The organism is Acinetobacter defluvii (assembly GCF_001704615.3).
Taxonomy (GTDB): Bacteria; Pseudomonadota; Gammaproteobacteria; order Pseudomonadales; family Moraxellaceae; genus Acinetobacter; species Acinetobacter defluvii.
Window position 1 is genome coordinate 3,289,075 of sequence record NZ_CP029397.2, and the last position, 13,546, is coordinate 3,302,620.

Annotated in this window: 11 protein-coding genes; 6 read left to right on the forward strand and 5 right to left on the reverse strand. The window is 39.7% G+C overall.

Features of this window, described 5'->3' with window-relative positions:
* Positions 1 to 8: 8 nt before the first annotated feature.
* Entirely contained in the window at positions 9 to 803 is a 795-nt protein-coding gene (locus DJ533_RS18245; RefSeq protein WP_065994549.1) for an ABC transporter ATP-binding protein, read from the forward strand.
* 320 nt (positions 804 to 1,123) lie between these two features.
* Positions 1,124 to 1,735, forward strand: coding sequence for a TetR/AcrR family transcriptional regulator (locus DJ533_RS18250; protein ID WP_065994550.1), 612 nt, complete (start codon positions 1,124 to 1,126; stop codon positions 1,733 to 1,735).
* A gap of 72 nt (positions 1,736 to 1,807) precedes the next feature.
* Here DJ533_RS18250 and DJ533_RS18255 read toward each other — a convergent pair whose 3' ends face one another.
* The 5 genes from DJ533_RS18255 to DJ533_RS18275 all read right to left on the reverse strand — a co-directional run bounded on the left by DJ533_RS18255 (position 1,808) and on the right by DJ533_RS18275 (position 8,438).
* A complete protein-coding gene (locus tag DJ533_RS18255; RefSeq protein WP_065994551.1) occupies positions 1,808 to 2,371 on the reverse strand; it encodes a 5'-methylthioadenosine/S-adenosylhomocysteine nucleosidase family protein in 564 nt (187 codons plus the stop codon).
* Between the two features lie 98 nt (positions 2,372 to 2,469).
* Positions 2,470 to 3,582 (reverse strand): molecular chaperone DnaJ, encoded by a 1,113-nt coding sequence (dnaJ, locus tag DJ533_RS18260; RefSeq protein ID WP_065994552.1) that lies wholly within the window; start codon positions 3,580 to 3,582, stop codon positions 2,470 to 2,472.
* Between the two features lie 92 nt (positions 3,583 to 3,674).
* Positions 3,675 to 4,052 (reverse strand): hypothetical protein, encoded by a 378-nt coding sequence (locus tag DJ533_RS18265; protein ID WP_065994553.1) that lies wholly within the window; start codon positions 4,050 to 4,052, stop codon positions 3,675 to 3,677.
* Positions 4,053 to 4,188: 136 nt separating this feature from the next.
* Positions 4,189 to 7,323 carry an efflux RND transporter permease subunit gene (locus DJ533_RS18270; protein WP_065994569.1) on the reverse strand — a complete coding sequence of 1,045 codons (3,135 nt, stop codon included), beginning with the start codon at positions 7,321 to 7,323 and terminating at the stop codon, positions 4,189 to 4,191.
* Positions 7,324 to 7,331: 8 nt separating this feature from the next.
* Positions 7,332 to 8,438 (reverse strand): efflux RND transporter periplasmic adaptor subunit, encoded by a 1,107-nt coding sequence (locus DJ533_RS18275; RefSeq protein WP_065994554.1) that lies wholly within the window; start codon positions 8,436 to 8,438, stop codon positions 7,332 to 7,334.
* A 209-nt stretch (positions 8,439 to 8,647) separates the two neighbouring features.
* On the opposite strand from DJ533_RS18275, the gene DJ533_RS18280 reads away from it, so the two are divergent.
* The 4 genes from DJ533_RS18280 (at position 8,648) to DJ533_RS18295 (ending at position 13,464) form a co-directional block, all read left to right on the forward strand.
* Positions 8,648 to 9,268 (forward strand): TetR/AcrR family transcriptional regulator, encoded by a 621-nt coding sequence (locus DJ533_RS18280; RefSeq protein ID WP_065994555.1) that lies wholly within the window; start codon positions 8,648 to 8,650, stop codon positions 9,266 to 9,268.
* Positions 9,269 to 9,433: 165 nt separating this feature from the next.
* The gene (gene ppc / locus DJ533_RS18285) at positions 9,434 to 12,124 is read left to right on the forward strand and encodes a phosphoenolpyruvate carboxylase (RefSeq protein ID WP_065994556.1); all 2,691 of its coding nucleotides are present in this window, start codon (positions 9,434 to 9,436) and stop codon (positions 12,122 to 12,124) included.
* Between the two features lie 165 nt (positions 12,125 to 12,289).
* Positions 12,290 to 12,604 (forward strand): hypothetical protein, encoded by a 315-nt coding sequence (locus DJ533_RS18290; RefSeq protein ID WP_065994557.1) that lies wholly within the window; start codon positions 12,290 to 12,292, stop codon positions 12,602 to 12,604.
* Between the two features lie 20 nt (positions 12,605 to 12,624).
* Positions 12,625 to 13,464 carry a GGDEF domain-containing protein gene (locus tag DJ533_RS18295; protein WP_065994558.1) on the forward strand — a complete coding sequence of 280 codons (840 nt, stop codon included), beginning with the start codon at positions 12,625 to 12,627 and terminating at the stop codon, positions 13,462 to 13,464.
* Positions 13,465 to 13,546 lie beyond the last annotated feature (82 nt).

Consider the following 13,546-nt stretch of genomic DNA (forward strand, 5'->3'; position numbering starts at 1 on the left):
ACAAGATCATGACGGATTTAAGTATCAGCCAATATGTAAATGATTTAAATATCACAGAACAAACCTCACAAAGTCCAGCGAAAACAGGTGCAGAAATTCAGATCGAACAACTGCACAAATTTTATGGTGAGGTTAAAGTTTTACAAGACCTTAACCTTAGTATTGAAGCTGGGGAGTTTGTAGCCATTGTAGGACGTAGTGGCTGTGGTAAAAGTACATTATTACGACTCATTGCAGATTTAGAACAGCCAAGTTATGGTGAAATCAAATTTAAATCTTTGCAAAATTTTCGTGAAGGCATTACCTCTGATGATCTTCGTGTGATGTTCCAAGACCCTCGCCTTTTGCCGTGGAAAAATATTTTAGATAATGTACAACTGGGATTATCCAAAACACAGCATCACAAAGCCGAAAAATTATTAGAAAAAGTCGGTTTAAAAGAAAAAGCTAAACTTTGGCCTTCACAACTGTCAGGTGGACAACGTCAACGGAGTGCCTTAGCACGTGCTTTGTCCCATACTCCTCGTGTTTTATTACTCGATGAACCATTGGGTGCACTGGATGCCCTCACCCGCTTAGACATGCAAAATCTCATTGAAAAGTTATGGCTTGAACACGGTTTTACCACGATCTTAGTCACCCATGATGTCAGCGAAGCGGTACAACTCGCTGATCGCATCATTTTGCTAGACCAAGGACATATTGCGCAACAGTTCAAAGTAGATTTAGCACGCCCTCGTCAAAAAGGTGCGCAATTTGCTGAACTTGAGCAACAAATTTTACAAGCTGTGCTCTCGACTTAATTTACAAAGCAACAACTTAAATTTAGGGTGGAGTTGTTGCTTGTCTATGCTTAAAATTTGTTAAATTCTCTTAATAGTATTCAATGCTTCAAAAAATTAAAAATTAAAATAATCTTAAAAAAATACAATTGCTTGACCGAATAGTATAATAATTTGGTTTTACTTTAAGTAATATAAATTTAAAAAATGCACTTATAGCATTACATAATAAAACTTTATAATAAAAACCAAGAATATTTAAAAATAGTCGACCAGACCTGTGCACAAATCAGACATTTTACCGTACAATTTAGACGTTATTTTTTTGACTCAGTGATGCAATGGAACAAAAAAAGAGTGCGCAGAAAAGACAGCAGTTACTCAATGCAGCATTAGACGTATTTTCAATCTACGGATTTAATGGTGCAAGTCTTGAGGAAATTGCTCAGCTTGCCGAAATGCACAAATCCAATATTTTCTATTATTATGAAAATAAAGAAGCCTTGTATGTTGAAGTTTTGACAACTGTCATGCAAAAGTGGCTTGCACCTTTACAAATGCTCGAAGCAGATTTAGAGCCTGTTGAAGCATTAAGTCATTACTTGATGACGAAAATTGAAATTTCTCGTACACAGCCGAAAGCCTCTAAACTTTTCGCTTTAGAGATTATTCAAGGTGCGCCTCATATTTTACCGATTTTGAAAGGTCCTCTGAAAAAATTATTTAAGCGTAAAGCCAAAGTAATTTCGACTTGGCAAGAACAAGGTAAAATCTCCGATCAAATTGATCCAGAACTGCTGATTATTAATATTTGGGGCTTAACTCAAAATTATGCAGATTTCGCTACGCAAATGGAGATGGTGACAGGCAAGACTTTAAGAAATAAAAGTATGTGTCAACGAGCGATTGAACACACGATTCATATGATTTTATATGGTGTTATTCCACGCTAATTTTAGACTGTAAGCGAAACTTTGTTTTGGCATACGACCATAGACTGCTATGGTCGCCAGAATCTTTATATTTTAAATACTTTGATATAAACCTAATAGTTTTTGTGCCCCCAACAATAGATTGTCTTCCCAGTCTAAATGTGCAGTTTCATTGGCGCCATCCGTAATATATTTCACAGAAATCAAACGCACGCCTAATTTTTTACAGACTTTTGCCAAAGCATAGCCTTCCATATCCACTAAATTACACGGCACTTTAGGTAAATTAACCTCAAAATTATCACCTGTCCCACAAATACCTTTAGGTAAATCTTGAAAATAAGGCTCTAACTGAATCGCACTGGGAAAATGCGGATCCATTGGCGTTACCCCGACTTCAAAGCCTAAAGGCGAAACATCCATATCCCGTTGCACAAAGGTGGTGACTTCTACCAATTCATGCGCATTAAATACTGAGCTGCCTGCTGTGCCCAAGTTAAGGAGGGTTTTACACTGGGTTTTTTGAATGATTTCAAATGCTTTAAAGGCTGCGTTCACTTTACCAATACCACTATAGTGCACAGCAATATTTTCTTGTTCAAATAAACCTTTCGACTCACTCGCCAATGCCATAACTAAGGCTAAATCTTGTTTCATATTTTTACGTCAATACTTCATATTCAGTGGAATAAAAAATTTACACACAAAAAAGCCAACTTGAAATCAAGCTGGCTTTTTCTGCTTTGAGGGCTATTTTAGTCAAATAAACGATCAAAGAACGATTTTTTCTTAGGTGAAGATTTATTGTCATCCCCATCCATCGTGGTTTGCAACTCTTTCAATAACTCACGTTGACGTGCTGTTAAATTGACAGGTGTTTCGACCACAATACGACACAGTAAATCACCTTGCATACTATGACGAACGGGCTTCACCCCTTTGCCACGTAAGCGGAACATTTTACCCGTTTGCGTACCTTCAGGAATTTTCAAACTGACACGACCTTCTAAAGTCGGAATTTCAATTTCTTTACCTAAAGCAGCATCCGCAATGCTTACCGGTACATCCATATACAAGTCAGCACCGTCACGTTGGAAGATTTCATGCTCACGCACTACAACTTCAACGTATAAGTCACCTGCCTGACCATCACGAATCGCTTCACCTTTACCTGTCAACCGTACACGGTCACCATTGTCCACGCCTGCAGGAATGGTGACTTCAAGGGTTTGCTGACGGTCTTTGACACCTGAACCATGACATGAATTACATGGATTTTTAATGATTTTGCCTTGTCCACGACACGTGCTACAGGTTTGCTGAACAGAGAAGAAACCTTGTTGCATACGGACTTGCCCAGTACCATGGCAAGTTTTACAAGTTTCAACATCATTTGGATTTTTAGAACCTTTACCATCACAAACGTCACATGGTGCAGGTGCTGTAAAAGTTACGGTTTTTTTCACCCCTTTCACAGCTTCCTCTAAGGTCAACTCCATCACATAGCGTAAGTCTGAACCTCGGCGTTGACGTTGTTGGCTACGACCACCGCCACCAAAAGCACCACCGAAAATATCACCGAACTGACTAAAAATATCTTCGGCGCTAAAACCGCCACCGAAGCCACCGCCACCCATGCCGCCCTCAAAGGCTTGATGCCCCATGCGGTCATACATACTGCGTTTTTCATTGTCAGATAACACTTCATATGCTTCAGCAGCTTCTTTAAATTTTTCTTCTGCTTCAGCGTTGTCTGGGTTACGGTCTGGATGATATTTCATCGCCAACTTACGGTAGGCTTTTTTAATTTCATCATCACTAGCGGTTTTAGAAACGCCTAAAACCTCATAATAATCACGTTTAGCCATGATTGGCGATGCTCCACAAAATTTGATAAATCTTCACTGCCAAGTAGGATGGGGACGACCATCCACTTTTACAAGCGTACTGAAAGAAAAAATTAGAATGCTGCTTTACTTTTTAAATATTTACTAAAACCTTTAAGCCAAGCATTGAGTAGATATAACCATGAAATAAAACTAAAAATGATCCCAATGACGGTACATGCTTTTACCCACAGCATAGAATCCCAATAAAAGAAAATCAAAGGAATAAACCACAACGCGGCAAATGCTGCCAAGATCAAAAAAATAATCACGCTACGCATGATCCATAAGGCTTGTGCATGAATCCATACTTCGGCATGTTCAGCCATAGCAACTTTTCGGGCTAAAAAGTACGAGAAAATAGCGCCAATGATGGTAAATAATGCGAGAAACATAAAGACGTAAGAAGTCGTCATATAACGACGATGTTGTTTGAGATTGTCTTGCCCCATAGGTGATTTTTATACCTCAATCCATCACATTATTTTTACATGTCTAGTGTGGAAACGTCTAATGCGACTTGCTGTAAAAGATTAGGTGCTACTATATTGAATTTTTCAAAATTTCGCACCTAAAATTCACACATTTCTAAGAAGATTTTGTGTGTTTTTGGACTTTAAACCATGCAGCATAAAGCGCTGGTAGAAAAAATAATGTTAAAAGTGTCGCAATTATTAAACCACCCATAATTGCCACCGCCATTGGCCCAAAGAAAATACTTCGAGACAATGGAATCATTGCCAAAACCGCAGCCAGAGCAGTGAGGATAATCGGTCTAAAGCGACGTACTGTGGCATCCAAAATTGCATTCCACTGATCTTGTCCTGAACGGATATCCTGTTCGATCTGATCAATCAAAATCAGCGAATTACGCATGATCATGCCTGATAATGCAATAGTACCGAGCATCGCCACAAAACCAAATGGTTTATTTAATAATAGTAAGAATAGCACCACCCCAATTAAACCCAATGGCGCAGTTAAAAATACGATGAATGAACGAGCCATACTTTTAAGCTGAATCATCAGCAAAGTAAATACCACTGCCAAAAACAATGGCATCCCCGCATTCACCGAGTTTTGCCCTTTGGCAGACTCTTCCACTGTTCCGCCAACTTCCACCAGATAACCATTTGGCAATTCTGTACGCAGTTGATTAATCTTTTCAGACAATTCTCCAACCACAGTGGCAGGTTGTAAATGTGTCCGAATATCAGCACGTACAGTAATGGTCGGTAAACGATTGCGATGCCAAATCAGACCATCTTCAAATTTATATTGAATATTGGCAATTTGTGATAACGGTACAGAACCGCCATTCGTCGTAGGTACTGCTAAATTTGCCAATGCACCGACTTCGATACGTTCTGTCTGATCTCCACGTAAGCGAATATCTATCAATTCTCGTTTTTCACGATATTGATGAATGGCTACGCCACTGATTGAGCTATTTAAGAAGTTAGCAATATCAACACTGCTCACACCCATTTGACGGGCACGGTCTTGGTCGATCTGTAAAGAAATAATTTTACTCGGTTCACCCCAGTCTAAATGCACGTTGGTCGTATTTGGATTTTGCCCAACAATAGCTGACACTTGATGTGCAAGCTGACGTACCGTATTTAAATCCTCACCTGACACACGATATTGGATCGGATAACCGACTGGTGGACCATTTTCCAATAAAGAAACACGGGTACGCACTTGAGGTAATAATTGACGGATTTGTGTATCTAAAGACTTACGAATCTCATCTCGATCATCCAATGAAGATGCCAAAACCACAAACTGCGCAAAACTCGCTTGTGGTAATTGTTGATCTAAAGGTAAATAAAAGCGTGGTGAATCTGTACCTACATATGCCACGTAATTATCAATACCCTTTTGTTTGGCTAAAAATGCTTCAACTTTCTTTACTGCTTGTTCAGTTGCAAGCAAAGAAGCACCCTCTTCCAATTTTAAATCGACCAAAATCTCAGCACGATTGGATGGCGGAAAAAATTGTTGTGGCACGAGCTTAAACATCATCACAGATAAAACAAATACGCCAGCTGTAACGGCAATGACAGTTTTACGATAGGTCACACACCAATTCACTAGCTTTCTAAAGCTTTGATAAAACTTGGTTTGGTAAGGATCATAATGCTCACCCACATGATGCACGATCGCTTGTGGCTCAGGCTGTTTGCGCCAACGTGCCCATAAGCGTTGATACCACGGTGCTTTTTGTGCTTCCTTCGTAAAATCAGGTAAAAGTTTATCGCCTAGATAAGGCACAAATACCACTGCTGCGACCCAAGATACAATCAAAGCAATCGTTACGACTTGGAAGATCGAACGGGTGTATTCCCCTGTACTGGATGCTGCGGTTGCAATCGGTAAAAAGCCTGCCGCAGTAATCAAGGTACCTGTCAGCATTGGAAATGCGGTACTTGTCCAAGCATAACCTGCGGCTTTGATTCGGCTATAGCCTTGTTCCATTTTGATCGCCATCATTTCAACTGCAATAATGGCATCATCAACCAACAAACCTAAGGCGAGAATCAGTGCCCCTAAGGAAATTTTATGCAGTCCAACATCAAACAGATTCATCCCTGCAAAAGTCATCGCAAGAACTAATGGAATGGAAAATGCTACTACCAAACCCGTACGAAAACCCAGTGAGAAGAAACTCACCAATAATACGATAATGACCGCTTCAGCCAAGACTTTGATAAATTCCTGAATGCTGCGCTGTACCGCAACTGGTTGATCCGATACTTTTTGCAGTTGCATACCGAGTGGCAGTGTTTTTTGTAAATGTGTAAATTCATTTTCAAGATTCTTGCCTAAGGCAATAATGTCACCGCCTTTACGCATCGACACGGAAATGCCAATACCATTTTCGCCATTAAAACGCATACGTGGTTGGGCAGGTTCACTAAAGCCACGATAAACCTCCGCTACATCTGCCAATTGAATGGTTTTATTTCCCACCAATAATGGCATCTGTTTTAAATCATCAACGGATTTTAAAGCACCACCAACACGCACTTGAATACGGTCTGAACCCGTTTCAAAAAAGCCTGCACTCGCCATGCTATTTTGCTTTTGTAATGCATCTTGAATAGCAGTAATAGGAATACCCAGTTGCGCTGCTTTGGTATTAGACAATTCAATCCAGATTTTTTGATCTTGTAAGCCAACAAGCTCAACTTTACCCACATCTTTGACCCGTTGTAGCTGTAACTGCAAACGGTCTGCATATTCTTTTAAAGTGGCATAATCAAAATCTTGACCCGTTAAAACGTAAATATTACCGAAGGTGTCACCAAACTCATCATTAAAAAATGGACCTTGTACACCATTTGGCAGTTGATGTTGGATATCACCTACTTTTTTTCGGACTTGGTACCACACATCAGGGATTTGACTCGATTTGAGTGAGTCCTTTGCCATAAACATGACCATCGACTCACCCGGACGTGAATACGCCATGATCTTGTCATAGAGTCCCGTACTCATCAGTTGTTTTTCAATACGATCCGTCACTTGTAACGAAACTTCTTCTGCGGTTGCTCCTGGCCAATAAGTTTGTACCACCATTACCTTAAAGGTAAATGGAGGGTCTTCACTTTGAGAAAGTTTAGAATAAGAAAATATGCCGACAATCCCGAGCAAAATCATAAAATAGAGGACTAAGCCTTTATTTCTGAGTGCCCATTCAGACAGGTTAAACTTCATGCTTTGGGTCATGACTTCGCTCCTGCTTGAAGATGAACTGCACGATTTTCACGATCGACTGGTTTGATCTTTTGTTTTTCACGTAATAAATGCACACCACCGATCACCACCCAATCATTTGCATTCAAACCATTAAGAATCGGTACGCTGTCCCGTCCATATGCACCGAGTTGCACAGGTACTTTACGAATGGTTTGATTGTTATTTACCACCCAAACATAAGGCTGATCATTATTTGCTGAAACACTGGATAAAGGTACGCTCAGGACATTGTCTACATTTTGGTTAAAAAATACGCGTGCACTTTGCCCAAGTTGAATCATCGATTGACCTTCTTTGAGTGCCACTTTGACACTAAAAGTACGAGATTGATCTGCCGCAGGTGATATTTCACGGACATAGGCTGCAAATTTATCTTGCGGTTTTGACCATAAGGTCACCCATGCATCTTGTCCCACTTTGATTTGCCCAATCGCTTGCTCAGGGACACCAATCACCACATCACGCTCACCATCAATTGCCAATTGATAAGCTGCTTGCCCTGCTGCAACCACTTGACCCACTTCAATATTACGCTGGGTAATCACCCCATTTTTATTGGCAAGTAATTGGTTATATTGGGTTTGATTAGCAGCCACTTGATAGTTGGCTTGTGCTTGTTTTAGTGTCGATGCAGCAGCGTCATATTGATTTTTGACTGCGTCATATTGCGAACGGCTGACCGCATTGCTGGGCAGAAGTTGTTGAAAACGTTTAAATTCATCGCCTGCGATTTTGACTGAAGATTGTGCATTTTCTAGTTGAGCTTTGGCTGAGTTGAGCTGTAATTGTGCGTCTTTCACATCCAGTCTAGCCAAAGTCTGCCCGACTTTCACCCGATCTCCAACATCAACATAGCGTTCTGTAATTTGCCCACCTACTCGAAACGCCAATGCGGTACTTTGGCGTGCTTGCACATCACCTGCATAACTTTTTAATTCTTCGTGCGAGGTGATTGGTTGAGTTACCATAACAAAAGGCACTTGTTCTGCTTCAGGTTCGGACTTTTGACATCCTAGCAAAACCACACTACAGATCACTATCATACTGATAATGTTTGATTTTAAAATACTCATACGCAAGGCTCTTATTGAAACGTTTTTTTTCGGGCAGAATAGAGATGTGGCAAATGAATGTTTGATCTATCTCGTGATTGATCACATAGGAATAAACGTTCAATTACACACATAAAATGTTCACTTTTTAATTAATATACCGCAAGGTACACTAATTAAAAATAACAACAAAAGTAAATGACCTATTTGACTTTTTTTTGGAAAATTTAGTGCAAGCACATGTTGGTCGTCCCAAGGACTTAGAAAAGCGAAAATTGATTTTAGAAGCAGCTAAAGCTTTGTTTCTATTACATGGCTATCATGGCTCAAGCATGAACCAAATCGCCAAAGCTGCAGGTGTGACCAAACTGACGGTTTATAATCATTTTCAAGACAAAGAAAATTTATTTACCTGTGCTATTGAGCAAACCTGTGAAGAATCTATCAATGCCCGACCACTTTGTTTAAATGCACATAGCGATTTCAATGCTTGTTTTTACCAAGCCTGTGAATTGGCGATGAATATCATTTATTTACCTGAAGCGATTAAACTGGATCATTTATTGTTAGAACTTGCTGCTGAAAAAAATCCACTTGCTCTACAGTTTTATAATGTCTCGCACCAGCGCATGTGCAATGTTTGGCAAGACTTTTTTCAACAAGCCACACGGTTTAAATTTCTTCGCCCTGATGCTATTGAGAAACAAACTGACCTCATTCTGTCTTTGTTATTGGGCGTGCGTCATCATGAAGTTTTACTCGGTATTCGCCCCTCACCTGATCAACAAGAAAAACACCTGATCATTCAAGACAGTATAGATTTATTCCTTTTACGCTATAGCCCAGTGTAAAGGTATTGTATTTCTAAATAATACATCTGGTTTTTTACGGCATACTGTTGTTAACGATATAAATCGCTGTGGAAATAGCCGACTACTTTTCTACTTTTGTAGGGGTGTACTTGGAATGTCAACATAGCACGTTATAGTCATAAGGATAAGAACTGGAGAATAGCAATGATTCAACAAATTAATGCTCCACTGCGTGAGGATGTACGTTTACTCGGCAATCTTTTAGGGGAAACTTTAAAGGAGCAAGCGGGACAAGATTTGTTTAATCAAATTGAACAAATTCGTGCCTTAGCCAAAGGCGCACGTGATGGTCAAATTGAAGCAGAAAAACAACTCGAACAATTATTTCTTCACCTCAAAGATGATGAAATTTTGCCACTAACCCGTGCATTTTCACATTTCTTAAACTTTTCTAATATCGCTGAACAATACCATGTGGTACGCAGCCGCCGCCAAAGCGAGTTTGATGAAAATGAACCCTCTCCAAACGTCCTTGTACCACTGTTTGAACAATTTAAAAATAAAAACATCAGTGCTGCACAACTGTATCAACAAGTTTGTGAACTACGCATCGAATTAGTACTTACGGCGCATCCAACTGAAGTCAGTCGCCGTACCTTGATTCAAAAATATGATGGCATGAATGACTGCCTGTCTAAATTTGACCAACAAAAACTCACGCCGAAACAACGTGCAGAAGTGCTAGCAGACTTAAAACAATTAATCTGTTCCGCATGGCAAACCGATGAAATCCGTCAACATCGTCCGACCCCAGTGGATGAAGCAAAATGGGGCTTCACCACCATTGAGCAAACTTTGTGGAATGCTGTACCCAAATTCATCCGTGAACTTGATGATTTGGTACAGGAAAATTGTGACAAAGCCTTGCCTTTGGACATTTCCCCGATTCGCTTTGCTTCATGGATGGGTGGTGACCGTGATGGTAATCCAAACGTCACCCATAATATTACCCAAGAAGTGTTGTGGCTCTCTCGTTGGAAAGCCACCGACTTATATGTACGTGATATTGAAGATTTACGTTGGGAATTGTCCATCGCAGCCTGTTCAGATGAACTGAAACAAGCATTGGGTGGTGAACATCCTGAGCCGTATCGTGAATATTTACGTGCCACCCGCACACGCTTAAAAGCCACGCGTCAATGGTTGGCAAGCAAACTGCAAGGACAACATTCAGATGTAGATCGCAGTCTGATCATTCGCCATAAAGATGAATTATTACAACCGCTACTGCTCTGCTACCGTTCCTTGATCGACAGTAATTTACCTGAAATTGCCAATGGTAAATTGCTCGACTTTATCTACCGTGTGAATTGTTTCGGCATTGAACTGCTCAAACTGGATATTCGTCAAGAATCAGGTCGTCATCGCCAAGCGATTTCAGCGATTACTGAATATTTAGGATTGGGTAATTTTGAAACGTGGACAGAACAAGCCCGTCAAAATTTTTTATTACAAGAGTTACAAAGTAAGCGTCCACTATTGCCAAAACATTTAAATGAACCTGCGGATAGCTTGATCGAACATCCTGATGTGCAAGAAGTGTTTGCGACCATGCGTACTTTGGCAGAACAGCCCAAAGAAAGCTTAGGTGCATACATCATTTCAATGGCGGAATATCCAAGTGATGTGTTGGCAGTGCTTTTATTGCAAAAAGAAGCAGGCATCGAACATCCATTACGTGTCGTGCCATTGTTTGAAACCTTGAAAGATTTGGACAGTGCAGCAAGTACCATGAGTACTTTGTTCAATATGCATTGGTACAAACAGCATATTCAAGGTAAACATGAAGTCATGATCGGTTATTCGGACTCCGCCAAAGATGCAGGCTTTATGTCAGCCAATTGGGCGCAGTATCGTGCACAGGAAGAGCTTACCGCAGTGGCACAACAACACGGCGTACAATTGACCTTGTTCCATGGTCGTGGTGGCTCAATCAGTCGTGGTGGTGCGCCAACACAGCAAGCATTATTCTCACAACCGCCAGGGTCGATTTCAGGAGCGATTCGTGTCACTGAACAAGGTGAAATGATTCGCTTTAAATTTGGTTTGGAAGAAATTGCCTTACAGAATTTGGAAATTTACGCTGCTGCAACCCTTGAGGCAACCTTACTCCCACCGCCTGTACCCAAACAAGCGTGGCGTGATTTGATGCATACCATGACCGATTTATCGGTACAAGTTTATCGTCAAACCGTGCGTGAAAATCCACATTTTGTAAAATATCTCCGTACTGTCACACCTGAACTTGAACTGCAAATGTTACCGCTTGGCTCACGTCCTGCGAAACGTAAAGTCAGTGGTGGAATCGAATCTTTACGTGCAATTCCGTGGGTCTTTGCATGGACACAAATCCGTTTAATGCTGCCTGCATGGCTCGGTACAGGTGCTGCAATTAACCAAGTGATTGATCAAGGACATAAAAATCTGTTGGATGAAATGTTGGCAGAATGGCCCTATTTCCAAACCTTGATTGACATGTTGGAAATGGTACTGTCAAAAGCCGATTCCAATATTGCGTTGTACTATGAATCGCATCTGACTGATGACGAAGACCTAAAAGTTTTAGGGGCTGAACTACGTCAACGCTTACATGATGCAGTACAAACATTATTGGCAATGAAAGGTGAATCGAAGCTGTTAAGCTCCAATGATGTACTTGATCAAGCCATGAAAGTACGTAAACCATATTTATTGCCACTACATTTATTGCAAGCGGAACTGATGAAACGCCGCCGTGCATATTTGGTGGAAAAGCAAGCAGAACACACCCCTGTTGATCATGCTTTGATGGTGAGTATTGCAGGGATTGCCGCAGGCTTACGTAATACTGGTTGAGTCCTTTAAGTAGTTTATTGAAGGAGATGTCAACATCTCCTTTTTTATATTTTTCATTATCTTATATAATTTTTAAAGTATAATTTTTTAGAGTTTTGCTATAAAAAATAAGATTTTTAGATTAAGCTAAAAATTAATCACGTATTTTTTAAGGATGTGCCTTGCATGTCTGTGTTTTACTTATTCAACACTTGGTGTAAGAAAAAATCTGGACAACTCTTTCAGAATTATATTCATTTGCTAGAGTTGAATAATATTGAAAAATCACGTGTGGTTACGGGTTTACTGTTTTTTTTCCATTTGTTTTTCCTTCTTTCATTACTTCCAAATTTACAGCATCCTTTTTTAAATGCAGCTGCTCTTCCTTGGGCTGTGGGTTTGCTGTTGGTCTATATGGGAAGTGCAGCCTTACTCTATTTCATAAGTTTTTTATTCCGTCTACAGAAAAAACTAACCGATATTTTCCCATTATATGCTTAGCTTTATATAGCAGTTCATTGATGAGTATCGGTGCATTTACAGGGATGATGACCAGTATTACAGGTGTATTTACCATCGGTTCAATTTTAACAGGACTATTAATTTTTGAACGACATGCCATTTTCTTGGGATCTATCCCGTGTTTAATCGTTTTTTATGCCATCAGTCTACTCAATATTTTTCAGATTTTACCTTATGCCTTAATTTTTCATCCTTATACGATGGTTACCGAACAGTCCCAGAACTTTATGATTATATTAAATTTAATCATCAGTACAGTTGTTGGCGTTACTATTATTCGAGTCTTTTATGCTTTTTTAAATCGTTGGAAAGCACGTGAACAAAAACAACGTGTATTAATGTCTTTAGACCCTCTCACACAAATTTTAAATCGCCGTGGTTTAAGTGATCATTATGAAAGTCTTCAACAACATGCCGAAATACAGAATCATCCTCTTTGTGTTGCGCTTTTAGATATAGATTATTTTAAAAAAGTGAATGATCAATATGGGCATGATGCAGGTGATCAAGTTCTGCAAAAAATTGCTCAGATTTTAAAGTTAAATTTAAGAGAATATGATCATATTGGGCGCTTTGGCGGTGAAGAGTTTATGATTATTTTTACCAATACATCGAGTAATATGGCATTTTCCATTTTAGAACGTTGTCGTAAGTCTATTGAACATCATGAACTGGCTTATCAGGGGCAAATTATTCGTTTTACTGCAAGTTTTGGTTTAAGTTGCTCTGAATTATATGGTTATGATCAACAAACTTTATTACAAAAAACAGACCTCGCCTTGTATGAAGCAAAAAAATCCGGACGAAACTGTATCCGTATGGCGAAGGAAATAACTTAAACAGCCCTCTCTAAAGGATGCTTTTTATACTGATGATTTTTCCAATGAAATTTATCATCTTAAAATAATCTTTTAAAATTTA